This window comes from Halogranum amylolyticum (assembly GCF_900110465.1).
GTDB lineage: Archaea > Halobacteriota > Halobacteria > Halobacteriales > Haloferacaceae > Halogranum > Halogranum amylolyticum.
On record NZ_FODV01000002.1, the window covers coordinates 77,799 to 94,642 of the forward strand.

At 66.0% G+C, this 16,844-nt stretch carries 14 protein-coding genes; 6 read left to right on the forward strand and 8 right to left on the reverse strand.

Annotated elements, in window-relative coordinates; genetic code table 11:
* Window positions 1-15: 15 nt before the first annotated feature.
* Window positions 16-2,139 carry a phosphoribosylformylglycinamidine synthase subunit PurL gene (gene purL / locus BSG17_RS03590; RefSeq protein ID WP_089821123.1) on the reverse strand — a complete coding sequence of 708 codons (2,124 nt, stop codon included), beginning with the start codon at window positions 2,137-2,139 and terminating at the stop codon, window positions 16-18.
* A gap of 216 nt (window positions 2,140-2,355) precedes the next feature.
* Between purL and BSG17_RS03595 the strand changes: the two genes are divergently transcribed.
* From BSG17_RS03595 to BSG17_RS03605, 3 genes are all read left to right on the forward strand, one after another.
* Window positions 2,356-2,553, forward strand: a complete 198-nt coding sequence (locus BSG17_RS03595) for a hypothetical protein (RefSeq protein ID WP_089821125.1) — start codon at window positions 2,356-2,358, stop codon at window positions 2,551-2,553.
* Between the two features lie 120 nt (window positions 2,554-2,673).
* Entirely contained in the window at window positions 2,674-3,357 is a 684-nt protein-coding gene (locus BSG17_RS03600; RefSeq protein ID WP_089821128.1) for a PHP domain-containing protein, read from the forward strand.
* Window positions 3,357-4,433 carry an asparagine synthase C-terminal domain-containing protein gene (locus tag BSG17_RS03605; protein WP_089821130.1) on the forward strand — a complete coding sequence of 359 codons (1,077 nt, stop codon included), beginning with the start codon at window positions 3,357-3,359 and terminating at the stop codon, window positions 4,431-4,433. Before BSG17_RS03600 ends, BSG17_RS03605 begins: the two co-directional genes overlap by 1 nt.
* 137 nt (window positions 4,434-4,570) lie before the next feature.
* Here the strand turns inward: BSG17_RS03605 and BSG17_RS03610 are convergent, their stop codons facing one another.
* Together BSG17_RS03610 and BSG17_RS03615 are read right to left on the reverse strand one after the other, a co-directional pair.
* The gene (locus BSG17_RS03610) at window positions 4,571-5,050 is read right to left on the reverse strand and encodes an NUDIX hydrolase (protein WP_089821132.1); all 480 of its coding nucleotides are present in this window, start codon (window positions 5,048-5,050) and stop codon (window positions 4,571-4,573) included.
* A 120-nt stretch (window positions 5,051-5,170) separates the two neighbouring features.
* Window positions 5,171-6,154, reverse strand: a complete 984-nt coding sequence (locus tag BSG17_RS03615) for a transcription initiation factor IIB (RefSeq protein WP_089821134.1) — start codon at window positions 6,152-6,154, stop codon at window positions 5,171-5,173.
* Between the two features lie 264 nt (window positions 6,155-6,418).
* Between BSG17_RS03615 and gatC the strand changes: the two genes are divergently transcribed.
* Window positions 6,419-6,697 carry an Asp-tRNA(Asn)/Glu-tRNA(Gln) amidotransferase subunit GatC gene (gene gatC / locus BSG17_RS03620; RefSeq protein WP_089821136.1) on the forward strand — a complete coding sequence of 93 codons (279 nt, stop codon included), beginning with the start codon at window positions 6,419-6,421 and terminating at the stop codon, window positions 6,695-6,697.
* Window positions 6,694-7,968 (forward strand): Asp-tRNA(Asn)/Glu-tRNA(Gln) amidotransferase subunit GatA, encoded by a 1,275-nt coding sequence (gatA, locus tag BSG17_RS03625; RefSeq protein WP_089821137.1) that lies wholly within the window; start codon window positions 6,694-6,696, stop codon window positions 7,966-7,968. Before gatC ends, gatA begins: the two co-directional genes overlap by 4 nt.
* A gap of 334 nt (window positions 7,969-8,302) precedes the next feature.
* Here the strand turns inward: gatA and BSG17_RS03630 are convergent, their stop codons facing one another.
* A complete protein-coding gene (locus BSG17_RS03630) occupies window positions 8,303-8,968 on the reverse strand; it encodes a potassium channel family protein (RefSeq protein WP_089821139.1) in 666 nt (221 codons plus the stop codon).
* Window positions 8,965-10,353 carry an APC family permease gene (locus tag BSG17_RS03635; protein ID WP_089821140.1) on the reverse strand — a complete coding sequence of 463 codons (1,389 nt, stop codon included), beginning with the start codon at window positions 10,351-10,353 and terminating at the stop codon, window positions 8,965-8,967. Before BSG17_RS03635 ends, BSG17_RS03630 begins: the two co-directional genes overlap by 4 nt.
* Before the next feature lie 235 nt (window positions 10,354-10,588).
* On the opposite strand from BSG17_RS03635, the gene BSG17_RS03640 reads away from it, so the two are divergent.
* Entirely contained in the window at window positions 10,589-12,133 is a 1,545-nt protein-coding gene (locus tag BSG17_RS03640; protein ID WP_089821142.1) for a TrkH family potassium uptake protein, read from the forward strand.
* A gap of 62 nt (window positions 12,134-12,195) precedes the next feature.
* Here BSG17_RS03640 and trkA (BSG17_RS03645) read toward each other — a convergent pair whose 3' ends face one another.
* The 3 genes from trkA (BSG17_RS03645) to trkA (BSG17_RS03655) form a co-directional block, all read right to left on the reverse strand.
* Complete coding sequence (gene trkA / locus BSG17_RS03645) at window positions 12,196-13,533, reverse strand: Trk system potassium transporter TrkA (protein ID WP_089821144.1); 1,338 nt, start codon at window positions 13,531-13,533, stop codon at window positions 12,196-12,198.
* 110 nt (window positions 13,534-13,643) lie between these two features.
* Window positions 13,644-15,248: a TrkH family potassium uptake protein gene (locus BSG17_RS03650; RefSeq protein ID WP_089821146.1), complete on the reverse strand. Its 1,605-nt coding sequence runs from the start codon at window positions 15,246-15,248 to the stop codon at window positions 13,644-13,646.
* 112 nt (window positions 15,249-15,360) lie between these two features.
* The gene (gene trkA / locus BSG17_RS03655) at window positions 15,361-16,698 is read right to left on the reverse strand and encodes a Trk system potassium transporter TrkA (protein ID WP_089821147.1); all 1,338 of its coding nucleotides are present in this window, start codon (window positions 16,696-16,698) and stop codon (window positions 15,361-15,363) included.
* Window positions 16,699-16,844: the final 146 nt, after the last annotated feature.

The following is a 16,844-nucleotide window of genomic DNA, read 5'->3' on the forward strand; positions in this document are numbered from 1 at the left end:
GGACTCGTCGTGGCGCTACTCCAGCTCGCGCTCGATGACGTCCCGCAGGTCGGCGATCGCGTCGACGTCGTAGGCGAGTTCGTCGTCGCCGACCGAGAGCGAGAGCGTCCCGTCGGTCGTCGCCGACCCGAGTTCGGTGACGGGTGCGACGCCCTCGAACGCCGCGTAGACGGCCTCGGGGTTCGTCGTCTCGACGACCGCGCGACCGGGCGTCTCGTCGAACAGCGCGACGACGTCCGCCAGTTCGACGTCGGCACCGGCGGTGTCGGTGACCATCTCGGCCAGCGACACGGCGAGGCCGCCGTGGCTCACGTCGTGGACGGCGAGCGTCGACTCGTCGTCGGCGACAGTCGCGAGCGCCGAGACGAGTTCTCCGGGGTTCGCCGGTAGCGCCGGGAAGCGGTCGGTGCCGCCCATCTGAGCGAGATACTCCGACCCGCCGAGCGACCCGCCCGACTCGCCGACGAGCAACAGCGTCCCCTCGCCCGCGAACGCGGCGGGCGGGGCGTCGTAGCCCGCCTTCGTGCCGAGCATCGCCAGCGTCGGCGTCGGCGGGATCGGCCCGGAGACGGAGTCGTTGTAGAGCGAGACGTTGCCGCCGACGACGGGAGTCGAGAGGCTTCGGCACATGTCGGCCAGTCCGTCCACGATCCCTTTGAACCCGCCGTAGACGTCGGGTTTCTCGGGGTTGCCTCCGTTGAGACAGTCGACCGCGGCGAGCGGCGTCGCCCCCTTCGCCGCGAGGTTGGTGGCGTTCTCCAGTGCGACCGCGCGAGCACCCTCGTAGGGGCTCGCGCTCGTCCAGTTGGGGTTCGCGCCGGAAGAGAGCGCGAGACCCGTCCCCGCCTCGCGGAGGGCGACGATGGCCGCGTCGTCGCCCGGCCCGACGCTGGTCCGGACGCCGACCTCGTGGTCGTACTGGCGATAGACCCAGCGCTTGCTCGCCGTGGTCGGACTGCCGACGACGGCCTCGAACGCCTCCGTGAGACCGGCTTCCGGAAGGTTACGCTCCTGCGGCTCCGGACTCACCGCGTCGAGATCGTTCATCGGCGCGCCGTCGGCGAGGAACTCGGGAGGAACGTCGACGACGACCTCGCCGTCGAACGTGCAGACGTAGTTGCCCTCGGCGACCTCGCCGATGACCGAACAGCCGAGGTCGTACTTCTCGGCGATCTCGGCGACGCGGTCGACGTCCTCCGGCGCGACCTCGTAGCACATCCGCTCTTGGGACTCCGCGAGCAGGATCTCGAGCGCCGACATCTCGGGTTCGCGCTGGTGGACGCGGTCGAGGTCGATCTCGGCGCCGAACCCGCCCTTGGCGACGAGTTCGCTGGAGGCACCGCCCAGCCCCGCCGCACCGAGGTCGCGCGCCGAGCGGATCAGTCTCTCGTCGACGAGGTCCTCGTTGGCTTCGATGAGTAGTTTCTCCGTGTACGGATCGCCGACCTGGACGGCCGGGCGGTCTTCGGTCTCGGCGTCTTCGGCGAGGTCCTCGCTCGCGAAGGAGGCGCCGCCGAGCCCGTCGCGGCCGGTGGCGTTGCCGACGAGGACGAGTTTGTTGCCGGCCTCCTGCGCTTCGGCGGTGACGAGACGATCGGGGGTGGTCAGGCCGACGCAGGCGACGTTGACGAGTGGGTTACCGACGTACCCCTCGTGGAAGTCGACGCTGCCGGCGACCGTGGGAACGCCGATACAGTTGCCGTAGTGGCTGATTCCCTCGACGACACCCTCGAAGAGGTAGCGCGAGTGTTCGCGATCGAAGTCGCCGAAATACAGTGAATCTGCGAGTGCGATGGGGTACGCACCCATCGAGAGCGTGTCGCGGACGATGCCGCCGACGCCCGTCGCCGCGCCGTCGAACGGATCGACGTAGGAGGGGTGGTTGTGGCTCTCGATGCCGAACGTGACGTAGGTCTCGTCGTCGCCCTCGTAGAGCGGGACGGCGACGACCGCGGCGTCGTCTCCCGGACCGACGACGACCTGGTCGCTCTCGGAGTCGAACGCCGAGAGCAGCGGGCGCGAGGAGCGGTACGCGCAGTGTTCGCTCCAGAGGTTCTCGAACAGCGCACCCTCGGCGGGCGTCGGGTCCCGACCGAGTTCGTCCCGGATGAGGTCGTGATCCGTGTCGGGTAGGCTCATTCACCTTCCTGTTGAAAGAGGGGCCGTTAATGCTTTTCTATATGCACATGCGTGCACAATAATCACGGTACGAGGCGCACACGCCGCCAACACGGCCGCGTCTCTACCAGCGACTCGGGGGTCGTGGCGTCTCGAGACGGGAAGCTCGGGGCGCCGGCGTGTGCCACTGACCCAATCCGGTACACATAACACGGTCGGTCGTTTCAGAGTTCACCAATGAACGAATCACTCGTCTGGGGTGGACTCGGCGTCCTGTTGGCCGTCGTCGGACTCGGCATCATCGCACCGGATTTGCTCGCGGAGTTCCAGCACGGTGGGTTCGGTAGTCCGATGGTACTCTACGGGATCGGCGTCGCCGCCGCAGCCGTCCTGACGATCCTCATCGTCGTCCCGAGCGTCGTCGCCAAAAAATAAGCCGCTCGGTACGTCGCTGCACTCGTCGTAAGGGATCGAGTCGGCGACTCCCGCCAGTCGGCTGACGTGAGAGACGGTCGGACCGCGGAGCTTTTTTACGGGTGGTGCCAACGAACGTCCGTGTTATCGGTCGAGCTGCACACGCACTCGTCGCTGTCGTACGACGGGCGAGACCCGGTCGATCTACTGCTGGAACAAGCGGCCGCAGTGGATCTCGACGCCATCGCCATCACCGACCACGACGAACTCGACGCCAGCCTCGAAGCCGTCGAGCGAGCGCCCGAGTACGGACTCGTCGGCATCTCCGGGATGGAGGTTACGAGCGCCGCGGGACACGTCCTCGCGTTCGGCATCGACGACCCCGTCCCCGCGGGCCTGTCGTTCGACGAGACGCTCGATCGAATCCGCGAGCAGGGCGGCGTCGCAGTCATCCCCCATCCCTTTCAGAAGTCACGCCACGGCGTCGCCCCGCACGTCACCCGCGAACAGTTGGCGAACGCCGACGCTATCGAAGTGTACAACTCCCGGCTCCTGACCGGACTCGCGAACCGGAAAGCCGAGCGGTTCGCGGCCGATCGAGGGCTGCCGATGACCGCCGGCAGCGACGCGCACATCAGCGAGATGGTCGGGCAGGCGATCACGGAAGTCGCCGTCGACGAACGTAGCGCGGAGGCGATCCTCGACGCCATCGTCGAAGGACGCACCAGCTACGTCGGATCGCGCACGCCGTGGCACATCAGTTTCCGACAGGCCGCTGGCGGCGCGAAGCGGCGGATGAAACACGGCATCATCGACCTGCTGTGATGCGCGGTGCAGATGAGTCGTTCGTCCGCGACGCGCTCGACGCCGGCGACCCGCTGCCAGGGACGGCGGGGTTCGCGGGCGAGGTCGACGGCTGCCTCGTCCGCGACGTGCTCGGCCGGCAACCGCTCTTCTCCGAACGCGGCGACCACCGTCGCTGGAGCGTCGACCGGACCGACCTCGACGATCCACGGCGCGTTCCGGCGGGTGTCGCCCGAGACAGCAACGGCGACGAAGTGGTGTGGCGGCTCCCCGACCCACCCGTCGCTGACGCCGACGTCGCGGTCGACGCGGTCCGCGACGCCGTGTTAGCGAGCGTTCGCGACGTCGACGACGACGGCCTCGCGGTCGCGTTCTCCGGCGGACTCGACTCCGGACTCGTCGCCGCGGGTGTCCCCGACGCACCGCTCTACGTCGCCGGCTTCGAGGGGAGCCACGACGTCGCCGCCGCGATCGCAGCGGCCGACGCGATGGACCGCGACCTGCACGTCGTCGAGTTTACACACGCGGATCTGAAGCGTGCGGTGCCGAAGCTGGTCTCGGCTATCGGGCGAGATAACCCGATGGATATCCAGATAGCTCTTCCACTGTATCTCACTGCGGAGCGGGCGGCGACCGACGGCTACGACCGACTCGCCGTCGGACAGGGTGCCGACGAGCTGTTCGGCGGCTACTCGAAGGTGGTCGACCCCGCCGCCGACCATCGCGTCGACGCCGACACGGTTCGCGGAGCGACGCGCGAGGTGATCGCGACGCTCCCGGACCAGCTGGAGCGTGACGTCCTCGCGTTGCGAGCAGCCGGCGTCGAACCGGTCGCGCCACTGTTGCACGACCGCGTCGTCGACGCCGCGCTTCGACTTCCAGCGGAGTTGCTGGCCACGGCGGACGAACGGAAAGTCGCGCTCCGACGGGCCGCGACAGACGTACTTCCGGAGTCGGTTCGGACGGCGGAGAAGAAGGCGGTCCAGTACGGAACCTACGCCGCACGGGAACTGGACCGACTCGCGCGACAGGACGGGTTCAAACGACGGATGGACGACCACGTCGGCCAGTACGTCCGCTCGCTCTGCGAGGAGTAAGAAGGTAGCGAGCAGGCGACACGCGGTAGACCTAGACGCGTGGCGGTGTGTCGCACGGTCGCGGCGTCGCCACGCGGTCGCTCGTCAGCGCACGGCCGCTCTGGCTTCGCTCTCGCACTTGAAGTTACAGCTATCCGCTAGCCGTACCGTTCTCCGACCGTCTCGATAGCCTCGACGCCGATCTGCACTGTGTCGGGGTCGACGTCGCTGGCACGGAGCTCGTCGACGCCGTACCAGTCCCAGATCTCCGACTCGACCTCGTCGTCGCCGTCGGGGTCGATCTCGCGGCCGTCGACGTGGGCGAAGTAGACGTGGTCGACGTGTTGGTGGCCGACCGTCCCGTCCCCGTGGACGTTGATGTCGTAGAGCATCATGTGCGCCGGTTGGGGGAGCGGTTCGCCGGCGGGGGCGTCGACGTCGGCGACGTCGGCGACCAGCGTCGCGTCGAGACCGGTCTCCTCGCGAACCTCACGGAGGCCGGCCTCGTGCGGCAGTTCGTCGCGGTCGACGTGACCGCCGGGTGGGACGCGGATGTCGAGTCGGCGGTGGTGGTGGAGCGCGGTCGCACCGTCGTTGACGATGTACACGGTCGCAGTGAAGTGACGCGTCGTCTCCATACCGGCCTCTCCCGCCGGAGAGGACTTGCAGATTCCGACTCGCGATGGGAGACTCACTCGGACGAACGGCGAAAAGACAGTGCCCGGAGAGTGTCGCGTGGAGAAGAGACCCGGCTCCGCTCAGGGCATCTGAACCTGCTCTTCGGCTTCGAGCAGTTCGTGATACCGGTTGCGGATGGTGACTTCGCTGATGTTAGCGACGTCCGAGACCTCGCTCTGTGTGACCTTCTCGTTGGTCAAGAGCGAGGCGGCGTAGACGGCGGCCGCGGCGAGCCCGACCGGCGACTTCCCGCTGTGGACGCCCTCCTCTTTGGCGTTCTTCAGCAGCTGGCGGGCGCGTCGTTCGGACTCGTCGGAGAGTTCGAGGTCGCTCGCGAACCGCGGTACGTAGCTGCCGGGGTCTGCGGGCTGGATCTCCAGTTTGAGTTCGCGGACGACGTAGCGGTACGTCCGGGCGATCTCGTCTTTGTCGACGCGGGAGACGCTCGTGATCTCGTCGAGCGAGCGAGGCGTCCCAGCCTGTCGCGCTGCTGCGTAGAGGGAACTCGTCGCGACGCCCTCGATGGAGCGGCCCGGGAGCAGGTCGTCGCTCAGCGCGCGACGGTAGATGACCGACGCCGTCTCGCGGACGTTCTCCGGCAGACCCAGCGCCGACCCCATCCGCTCGATCTCGCCGAGCGCCTGCTTGAGGTTACGCTCCTTGGAGTCGCGGGTGCGGAACCGCTCGTTCCACGTCCGCAGTCGCTGCATCTTCTCGCGCTGACGACTGGACAGCGAGTTGCCGTAGGCGTCTTTGTCCTGCCAGCCGATGTTCGTCGACAGCCCCTTGTCGTGCATCATGTTGGTGGTCGGGGCACCGACGCGGGACTTCTGGTCTTTCTCTTTGGAGTCGAACGCCCGCCACTCGGGACCGTGGTCGATCTCGTCCTCGTCGACGACAAGGCCACAGTCCTGACAGACCGTCTCACCGTTCGACGTGTCTGCGTTCAGCTGTCCTCCGCACTCCGGGCAGCGTAGCTCTTCCGAGGGGTCGGACTCGGACTCTGTCTCTTCCTCACGCGAACGGGCACGCTGGCCCGTGTAACTTCGGACACTTTCAGTCATTGTGGGATGGGGTGGGAGAGAAGGGTCTCTCTGGTTCGATGCAATCATCTGTTGGGCTCTGAGCAACTTAAGTCTGGTGACCAATCGTGTGAAACAATCCCGTGGAGGGCAGTGCGGAGCCGCGTCGTCGCCTGATCTCGGTCTCGGGGCGACAGCGGAACGACACGGAAGCGGCGTCGGCGACGAGCGGGATGAGCGCGTGGCTGGTGGGCGTCGCGGCGCCGCACCGAAACCCTTACTCCCGGCCCGTGGCACCCTCGAAGTATGACCCAATCCCGCGTTGACGCAGCCGAGGTGCGTCACGTCGCCGAGCTGGCGCGGGTGAACCTCGACGACGAGGAAGTCGAAGAGTTCGCCACGCAGTTCGCCGACATTCTGGAGTATTTCGACGCGCTCGACGAGGTACCGGAGGTCGACCGCGAGTCCGACCTCGTGAACGTGATGCGTCCCGACGAGGTCCACGAGGGGCTCTCACAGGAGGAGGCGCTCGCGAATGCAGCCGAGACGGAGGACGGCTTCTTCAAGGGGCCGCGGGTGTCATGAGCGGTCTGAACGCCTTCATCACCGAGGAGACTATCGACGGCGAGGGCGACGGACCGCTCGCCGGCAAGTCGGTCGCCGTCAAGGACAACATCAGCACGAAGGGGCTCCGGACGACCTGCGGCTCTGCGATGCTGGAGGACTACGTCCCACCCTACGACGCGACGGTCGTCGAACGCCTGAAGGAGGCCGGCGCCGCCATCGCCGGTAAGGCCAACATGGACGAGTTCGGGATGGGGACGACGACGGAGACGTCCGCCTACGGCCCGACGAAGAACCCGGTCGACGAGTCGCGCGTCCCCGGCGGCTCCTCCGGTGGCAGTGCGGCGGCCGTCGCCGCCGGCGAGGCCGACCTCGCACTCGGCTCCGACACGGGCGGCTCCGTCCGCTGTCCGGCCGCGTTCTGTGGCGTCGTCGGCATCAAACCGACCTATGGGCTCGTCTCCCGGTACGGCCTCGTCGCGTACGCCAACTCGCTCGAACAGATCGGCCCGATCGCGCCCACCGTCGAGGAGGCCGCCCAACTGCTCGACGTCATCGCCGGGCCGGACGGGCGCGACGGGACGACCCGCGAGGAGGGAGCCGACTCGGACTACGCCAGCGCCGCCGACGGCGACGTCGACGACCTGACCGTCGGCGTCCCGACCGAACTGCTCGACGGTGCCGACGAGGGCGTCGTCGAGACGTTCTGGGACGCCATCGACGACCTCGAGGCGCAGGGCGCCGAGTACGAGGAGGTCTCGCTCCCCTCTGTCGAACACGCGGTACAGGCGTACTACGTCGTCGCGATGTCGGAGGCGTCCTCGAACCTCGCCCGCTTCGACGGCGTACGCTACGGGAAGTCCGGCGGCTACGAGGGCAACTGGAACGAGTCGTTCGCTGACGCCCGCGAGGAGGGGTTCGGTGCGGAGGTCAAGCGTCGCGTCCTCCTCGGGACCTACGCGCTCTCTGCAGGCTACCACGACAAGTACTACGCGAAGGCCCAGGACGCACGCGCGTGGGTGAAACAGGACTTCGACGAGGCGTTCGCCGACGTCGACGTGCTCGCCTCGCCGACGATGCCGGTGCCGCCGTTCGAACTCGGCGAGAGTCTCGACGACCCGCTGCAGATGTATCTCGCCGACGCCAACACCGTCCCGGTAAACCTCGCGAACCTCCCCGCCATCTCGGTCCCCGCAGGCGAGACCGAGGGACTCCCGGTCGGACTGCAGCTCATCGGTCCGAAGTTCGGCGAGGAACGGATCGTTCGCGCGGCCAGTGCCGTCGAACGGTAAGGTCGAGCGATCAGGAACGTCTTCTGCAGTGTTGTTTACTTCTGCCCGACACGTTCGACGAGAGAGCCGTCGCCGTCGCTCGTCGACGAGTGAGATCCGATGAGAGAATGGCGACGATGGCTGAAAACTCAGCCAGTCGCCCTGGTCCCCGCTGACGCTTCGGCCCTCCAAGAACGAAGCGTCGTATTGGGCAAGCAGTGCAATACACATAAGGTTGATGGCCCCGAGCACTGGTCGCCGTGCGAGCGCAGAGACAAGCGCGTGAAGAGAGTCACCGTCGAGAGTGCGACGGCTTGGCGAGCACGCACAGGAGTACGAGCCTCTCTATCGAGTATCAGCCACGGAAGAGGTTCATCACCTCGTCGACGACGTCGGACTCGACGGCGACGACGTAGCGGTTGCCGGGGTCGAGCACCGTCTCCGGCCCGCCGATGCGGTTCCCCGCGTAGTCGACGATGATGAGACTCCCTCGTGGCAGTCTGATCTCGCTGAGTTGTCGACCGGCGGCCGGTGCGCCTTCGGCGATCTCCACCTCCAGAATCTCGACGTCGCCGAAGACGTCTTCGACCGTCCGGACGCCTTCGCCCGTGATAGCGTTGACAGCGGCGCGCGCACCGGTCCGCTCGGGAAAGACGACCTCGTCGACGTACTCCGTGTAGAGATCGTCCGGACGCGCTGTCGTTCGTAGTACGGTTCGGACGTCTGCCAGTCGCTGGGCAGCCATGCAGATCGCGAAGTTCGTCGGTTCGTCGTCGGTAAGCGCCGCGACCACGTCACTCCGCTCTGGCTGCGCCTGTCGGAGGATGGAAGGACGCGAGGCGTCACCCTCGATGATCGTCGCGACGTACTCGTCGCTCAGGAAGGCACTTCGCTCGGAGTGGTCCTCGACGAGTGTGACGCTGTGGCCGCGGTCGGCGAGCAGTTCTGCGGTGCGCACGCCGACCTCGCCGCCGCCGGCGATGACGACGCGCAGGTCTCGTGTCGGGTCGTCGGTACTCATGTGGGGTCCTCCTCCAGGTCGAGGGGTTCTGCCTCGGCGATCTCGGGTTCACGGCGCTCGCCCTCACCGTACCCTCGGCGGGCCAGGAGCAAATAGACGACCCCGCCGGTTGCGAGCCACCCGAGCGCCAACAGCCAGGTGAAGGGGTCGATGAAGAGGCTCAAAAAGAGGTTACAGACGATGCCGAGGATCGGTGTGTAAGGGTACAGAGGGAGCTCGAACGGCCGTCGGAGGTCCGGTTGCTGGCGACGCAATCGGATGACCGCGACGTTGACGATGGAGAACCCGAGCAGCGAGAAGAGACTCGCGAGGTTGCCGACGACCCGGATGGGGACGACGAGGACGGCGACGAGCATCACGACCGCGCTGGCGACGATGGCGACGAACGGCGTCCCGTAGCGGTAGTGGAGCCGACCGAGCGCGGCGGGCAGTTGACGCTCGCGACCCATCGCGAACGCGACCCGGCTCGATCCAATGACGACGGCGTTGAGCGCGCTGACCGTCGAGAACACCGCGCCGAAGGCGATGATGGCCGCACCGGTTCCGACGAGCGGGAACGTCGGCATGAACCCCTCTGCGGCGCGAGCGACGGCAGTCTCACCCGCTGCTCCCAGTGCCTCCGCGCCGAGCGTACCGATGGCGACGAAGACGACGAGGAGATACACGACGACGGTGACGACCACGCTGAGGACGATGGCCCGCGGGATGTTCACGGTCGGGTTCTCGACCTCCTCGGTGACGGTCGCGATGAGGTCGTACCCCTGGAAGGCGATGAACGTCAGCCCCATCGCCGGGAGGAGTGCGACCGGTCCCGCTTCGGGAAAGAACGGACGGAACTCCCCGACACGGGCGACCGAGAACCCGAACGCGACGAACACGCCGAGAATGGCGATCTTGACGAGCGTGATGACCGTCTCCGCACCGCCGCTCGCTGCGGTCGACAACGCGTTCAGTGCGACGAAGCCGACGACGACGAGCAGTGCGTAGGCGACGGGTGGACCGGGCAGGTCGATACCGTAGAGATGGCCGAACTCCACGAAGTTAGAGGCGAAACCGAGTGCGTACAGCGCTCCGGCGATCATGTAGGTGAACCACCGCGTCCACCCCATCACGAACGAGACGGGTGCGGAGAACACCTCTCGGACGTAGGCGTAGCCACCGCCGTTGCGCGGGATGGCCGCCGCAAGTTCGGCGTACGCCAAGGCGGTGAACGAAGTGACGACGCCGTTCAGCGCGAACACGAGAATGACGGCCGGGCCGGCGATGTTCGCGGCGAGGCCCGTCAGGACGAAGATACCGGCACCGATCATCGCGCCGATGCCGACCATCGTCGCGTCGAGTAGCCCCAGACTCGTCGCGGGTGCGCGCTCGCCAGCGTGGCTCACGGGTCGAACCCCGCGGATCGGTCGTCTCGTCGGTGACACGGAGGCATACCGTGGTAGTTGGTAGCGTGAACCAATAAACGTCCGAGTCGTATCGTAGCCTCTGGTCGGTCCGCGTCGAGAACGGGAAAATATCGGCAGAGAGCAGCCATCGACGACCAATCCGCCGCCCGTCTGCCGGCCTTCGTCTATCTAAGGAGTCTTATGTCTGCTGGGTTTTCTTGCTCCTACCGAACAGATGAACGCGAATCTATCGAAATACGTAGACTACCGGGCGAGTCTCGGATTTCTCGGGTCCGTCATCAAGTACATGGCAATCCCGCTGGCGGTTCCTATCGCCGTCGCGCTCTACTACGGTGAGAGCCTCGTCCCCTTCGTCGTAACGCTGGGAGTGATGCTCGGAGTCGGCGTCGGTCTAGAACGGCTTCACTCCGAACCCGACCTCGGTCACCGCGAGGGGTTCTTGTTGGTGAGTCTGACCTGGTTGGTGATCCCCATTGTCGGGGCGATTCCGTATCTCGTCGCCGGGGAGGGAACCGTCGCCCATCCGGTGAACGCACTCTTCGAGAGCATGTCGGGGTTCACGACCACCGGATCGACCGTCCTCGGCGAGATCTCCTTCGAGCGTCACTCGCGGTCGATACTGATGTGGCGACAGTTGTCCCAGTGGCTCGGCGGGATGGGGATCGTCGTCCTGATGGTCGCCATCCTCCCCGAACTCTCCGTCGGTGGCGCACAGGTGATGGACGCGGAGGCGCCGGGGCCGTCCCTCGAGAAACTGACGCCACGAATCCGGGACACCGCACAGGCGCTCTGGCGGATCTACATCGGCTTCACCGTCGCGGCGCTCGCGGTCTACTACGGTCTCCATCTCGCCGGAGTAGCTCCGAACATGGACTTCTACAACGCGGTCGCCCACGCGTTGACGACGATGCCGACCGGCGGGTTCTCTCCCGAGGCGCGGAGCGCCGAGGCGTTCTCACCGGCGATCCAGTGGGCGATCACCGTCTTCATGATCGTCGCCGGGACCAACTTCGCGCTGTTCTGGTACGTCCTGAAGGGCGAACCAGGTCGGCTGACGGGGAACACGGAGTTCCGCACGTATCTCACGGCGATGGGTGTCGTCGGGACGGTGCTGGCGACGCTGCTGTTCGTCGGGATCGGTCTCCAGACGACGCCGACGAACGTCGGGGAGATTCCGGGGAACCTCGAACACTCGCTCCGACAGGCCGCCTTCCAGACGGCTGCGATCGTGACGACGACGGGGTACGCCAGCATGGACTTCAACACGTGGGACCAGTCGACGCAGCTGATCCTCCTCTTCGCGATGTTCCTCGGCGGATCCGCCGGGTCGGCCGCGGGGTCGATCAAGATCATCCGCTGGTATCTGATCCAGAAGACGATCGTCCGCGAACTGTTCACGACGGTCCACCCCGACGCCGTCCGCCCGCTCAGGCTCTCCGACGACGTGGTCGACGAGGGTACCGTCCGCGGCCTGTTCGTCTTCACGATGACGTTCCTCCTCATCTTCGCCGTCTCCGCGGTCGTCCTCTACCTCGATGGACTCCGAACCGGTGTCGAACTGTCGGCCATCGAGGCGGTGAGCGCCACCATCGCGACGCTCGGCAACATCGGACCCGGCGTCGGGATCGTCGGCCCGATGAACAGCTTCCTCCCGTTCTCGAACGCGGCGAAACTCTACATGGTGTTTCTGATGTGGATCGGCCGACTCGAGATCCTCTCGGTGCTCGTCATCTTCACGCCGTCGTACTGGGGGTCCTGAGCAGAAGGCGGGGAGTCGTAACTCGACTTCGACCTCGACCTCGACACCCGTCGTGTCCCTCGTTACACTGCCGCGGTAACCGCCTCTGCACTGTCGGCTTCGAGGAAGAGAACGACGTGGTCTCCGCGTTCGATAACCGTCTCTCCACGTGGAGAGACCAGTTTCCGGTTGCGGGTGATCGCTCCCACCACGACGTCCGCCGGGAGGTCGGGAACCGACTCCTGAATCGGCCTCCCGACGAGTGCACTCTCGTCGTCGATCTCGACCTCTAGCACCTCGGCACTCTCGTTCTCGATGAAGGCGAGCTTCTCCGTCATCTGCTCGCGGGTGAAGCGACTGATCTCCTCTGCGGTTACGGCACGCGGGTTGATTGCGATGTCGACGCCGACTGCCTCGAACAGTTGACGGTAGTCACCGGTCTCGACGACTGCGATGGTCTGATTCACACCGAATCGCTTGGCGAGCAAGGAGACAAAGAGATTCTCTTGGTCGCTCTCGAGTGCAACGACGACGACGTCTGCTTCGCCGAAGTTCTCCTGTTCCAGCGCGTCACTGTCGGTCGCATCAAACTGAAAGACGAGCGTATCGGTCAACTCCTCGGCCACTTCCTGCGCTCGACTCTCGTCCGATTCCACCAGCCGCGGACTGAGACCTCGTTCCTCCAGTAACCGAGCGGTCTGGTACCCGATCTCGCCACCACCAATGACGAACACGCTCTCGGTGTCGTTGGCTGCCTCCGTCGGCGACACCGTCAGCGCGAACCGGTGGACACTCTCCGGAGGACCGATGACGACGACTCTGTCGCCCACGTCGAGTCTGCTGTCACCGCGCGGTAACTCGACTCGTTCGTCCCGAACGATTCCGGCGAACGTGAGCAGCTCGAAGCGGTCGGCCTCGCGAACCGTCTGACCGACGAGCGGGCTGTCTTCGTCGAGTTCGAACTCGGCCATCTGTACGAGTCCGTTAGCGAATCTGGCAACGTCGACCGCGGCCGGGAGGCCGATGACCTGCACGATGTCCTGAGCAGTGAGCAGGTTCGAACAGACCATAAAGTCGACACCGAACGCACCGGGTTCTCGTTCCCACGTCCGAAGAAATCCGACCTGTTTGACTCTGGCGATAGTGAACGCGTCGCCGAGCACTTTCGCCGTTCCGCAGATCGCCAGATTGGTCTCGTCGTCGTCAGTACTCGCGATGAGGAGGTCCGCACTTCCGACGTCTGCCTCCTCTAACGTGTCGAGCGACAGGCCATCACCCTGGATTGCGAGGACGTTCAGCGAGTAGTTCAGTTCAGTCACTTGCTCACCGTCGACGTCGACGACGACGACCTCGTGGGAGTCTGCCAACCCTGCAGCGATGTTCGATCCGACCTCGCCGGCACCGACGATAATTACACGCACGGTCGACCGCCTCGCTCTGCGTTCATACGTAGCGATGACACACCACTCGCATCAAGATTGTCGTCTCGAAGCGGTGTCGTCCCCGTCATTCCCGAGACGTCGTCAGCGACCTACCGCCGCCAGTACTCCGGCGTCAAGAGGACAAGCACGGGCAGGATCTCAAGTCGACCGATCCACATCAGGAACGTCATGAACACCATCGAGGCGTTCGAGAAGGGGAGATAGCTCCCCATCGGACCGACGGTACCGAACCCCGGACCGACGTTGCCGAGCGTCGCCGCGGTCGCGCTCATCGTTTCGAGCACCGAGAGCCCGAGGTCGACGCGAGCGGCGTCGAGAAACAGCACGCCGACCGAGAGGAAGAACAACACCAGATACAGCAGCGTGAACGCGTAGATACCGCGGAGGGCGCGCTCGTCGAGCGCCCGGCCCCCGAGTCGGACGGGGCGAACTGCGTCGGGGTGAGCAGTCGTGAACAGTTCTCGACGGACCGATTTGAGGATGACGTACCAGCGGACGACCTTGATCGCGCCACCGGTCGACCCGGCCGACCCGCCGACGAACATCGCAAAGAGGAGGACGTACTGTGCCGGGGCGCTCCACGCGTTGAAGTCCATGCTGGCGTACCCCGTCGTCGTCACGATGGAGACGACCTGGAAGGCGGACTGCCGAACCGACGGCTCGAACTGCATGACGACACGGTCGGTGTACTCCGCGAGGTAGGCTGCGTCGTACGTCTCACCGGCGGGCACCTGCCCGACGAAGCCAGCACCGACGAACAGTATCCCCGCGAGTACCGCCGTCAGCGACGCCATCACGCCGAGGTAGAACCGAAACTCCGTGTCCTCGAACAGGCGGTCGAGGTCGCCGGTGAGCGCGTGCCAGAACAGCGCGAAGTTGGTCCCCGCGGCGACCATGAACGGGATGATTATCCACTGGGCGGCCGCCGAGAACGCCTCGATGCTCCGCGCCTCGGGGGAGAACCCGCCGGTCGGCATCGTCGTCAAACCGTGAGCGACGGCGTTGTAGGCGGTCATCGCCGGGTCGATGCCGGCGAGGTTGAGCCCGTAGAGCAGCAGGATCTCGAGCACCGTGAAGCCGAGATACGCTCCCCAGAGCGCACGCGCCGTCTCGGCGATGCGCGGGGTGAGCTTTTCGATGCCGGGGCCGGGTGCCTCGGCGTCCATCAGCTGCGCCCCGCCGACGGAGAGTTCGGGGAGGATCGCGACCGCGAGGACGACGATCCCCATCCCGCCGAGCCACTGGGACAACTGTCGCCACATCATGACGCCGCGCGTGTGCGAGTCGAAGGAGATGTCACCGAGGACCGTCGCTCCGGTCGTCGTGAACCCCGACATGCTCTCGAAGAGCGCGTTCGCCGGGTTCGCGAGCGTCGACTCGGGGTGGACCGGGTCGAAGACGAGCGGGACGCCGTGGGCCTCGACGAGGTAGGGGACGGCACCGACCATCGCCACCGCCAGCCAGGTGACACCGACCATCAGGAACCCCTCGCGGGCGCGGATGTCCGGGTCGGGTCGGAGTCGCTCGAGTCCAAACCCGAGTGCGGCGGTGACGGCCATCGTCACGAGGAACGGGATGATCGTCTCGCCGTATATCAGGGCGACGAACACCGGAAACGCCAGTGGCGCGACCAGATACTTCAACACGGTGCCGACGAGACTGAGACTGGCACGATAATCGACACGCAGTCTCACGGCCCGACACGCTCCTTCGTTCGGAACACAGACGTGCGTCGAACTTCGCAGATATGAAGATACTGTTCGGGAACGACCCAGTGAGTGAGTGACGTGGAGAACCCGTCGGCGTTCAGAGTTTCGCGGTTACCTCGTCGACGACGGCCGCGTCGGCGAAGACGACGACGTGGTCGCCGGACTCGACGACGGTGTCCCCGCGCGGGACGATGAACTCGCGGTCGCGCGTGATAGCGCCGATGACGACGCCGGTCGGCAGTTCGCCGACTGCGTCGCGGATGGCCCGTCCGGAGAGGACGCTGGCGTCGTCGATCTCGATCTCCAGCACCTCGGCTTTGTTCGACTCGATGAGCGCGATGTTCTCCGCACCGCCCTCGCGAGTGAACCGGGTGATCTCCTCTGCGACCACCTCGCGGGGACTGATCGCGACGTCGACGCCGACCGTCTCGAACAGTTCGAGGTAGGAGGTGGTGTCGATGACGGCGACCGTCCGCTCGGTGCCGAGTCGCTGCGCGAGCAGCGTCACGAGCAGGTTCTTCTCGTCGGAGTCGAGGGCGGCGACGACCATGTCGGCGTCGCCGATGTGTTCGCGTTCGAGGAACGCCATGTCGGTCGCGTCCGACTCCATGACGACCGTGTTCGGAAGTTCCTCAGCGAGTTGGCGCGCCCGGTCGTGATCCTGCTCGATGAGCCGTGGGCGGAACCCCCGCTCTTCGAGCAGTCGGGCGACGTGGTAGCCGATCTCGCTGCCGCCGACGACGACGACCTCCTCCGCCGTCCCGGGCGACTCGTCGGGGGCGATCGTCTGTGCGAACTCCTGGACGCTGTTCGGACTCCCGATGACGACCACCCTGTCGTCCGGCCGGATCACCGTCTCCCCACGGGGGATCTCGATGGTCCCGTCGCGGAGGATCGCCGCGAACGTCAGCGAGTCGAAGCGGTCGGCCTCCTGGACCGTCTGGTTGGAGATCGGGCTGCCGTCGGGGATCTCGAACTCGGCCATCTGGACCTGTCCGCCCGCGAAGGGGTCGACGTCGAGCGCCGCGGGCAGCCCCACGATGCGGACGATCGACTCCGCGGTCAGGAGGTTCGTACAGACCATGAAGTCGATGCCGAACGCCTTCTCCGAGCGCTCCCACGTCCGCAGATACTCGGTGTTCTTGATGCGGGCGATGGTGAACGCGTCGCTGATCGCCTTCACCGTCGAGCAGGCGACGATGTTGGTCTCGTCGTTGTCCGTCGACGCGATGACCATCCCGGCGCTGTCGACGCCGGCCTCTTCGAGCGTCGCGACGGCGGTCCCGTCGCCTTGAATCGCGAGGACGTCCAGCGAGTAGTTCAACTCCTCGACCCGTGCAGGGTCGCGTTCGATGACGATGACCTCGTGGGTGTCTTCGAGGTCGGCCGCGATACTCGACCCGACCTGTCCGGCCCCGATGATGATCACGCGCACGGTCCGGTCGCCCCTCTGTTCATGGCCCGCCGTAGTCTCGCAGGTCGTATCACTATTTCCATTGCGGGATCGACGGGAGAACGGAGTTCTGCAGCCTCTTCGCTCTCGTTTAACCAGTTATAGGGGTTGTCGTACCCGGCCGGAAG

Coding starts and splice junctions, on each gene's coding strand:
- purL (WP_089821123.1), bottom strand. CDS start 2,139: ATGAGCCTACCCGACACGGATCACGACCTCATCCGGGACGAACTCGGT.
- gatA (WP_089821137.1), top strand. CDS start 6,694: ATGAGCGGTCTGAACGCCTTCATCACCGAGGAGACTATCGACGGCGAG.
- BSG17_RS03610 (WP_089821132.1), bottom strand. CDS start 5,050: ATGGAGACGACGCGTCACTTCACTGCGACCGTGTACATCGTCAACGAC.
- BSG17_RS03595 (WP_089821125.1), top strand. CDS start 2,356: ATGAACGAATCACTCGTCTGGGGTGGACTCGGCGTCCTGTTGGCCGTC.
- BSG17_RS03630 (WP_089821139.1), bottom strand. CDS start 8,968: ATGAGTACCGACGACCCGACACGAGACCTGCGCGTCGTCATCGCCGGC.
- BSG17_RS03615 (WP_089821134.1), bottom strand. CDS start 6,154: ATGACTGAAAGTGTCCGAAGTTACACGGGCCAGCGTGCCCGTTCGCGT.
- BSG17_RS03640 (WP_089821142.1), top strand. CDS start 10,589: ATGAACGCGAATCTATCGAAATACGTAGACTACCGGGCGAGTCTCGGA.
- gatC (WP_089821136.1), top strand. CDS start 6,419: ATGACCCAATCCCGCGTTGACGCAGCCGAGGTGCGTCACGTCGCCGAG.
- BSG17_RS03605 (WP_089821130.1), top strand. CDS start 3,357: ATGCGCGGTGCAGATGAGTCGTTCGTCCGCGACGCGCTCGACGCCGGC.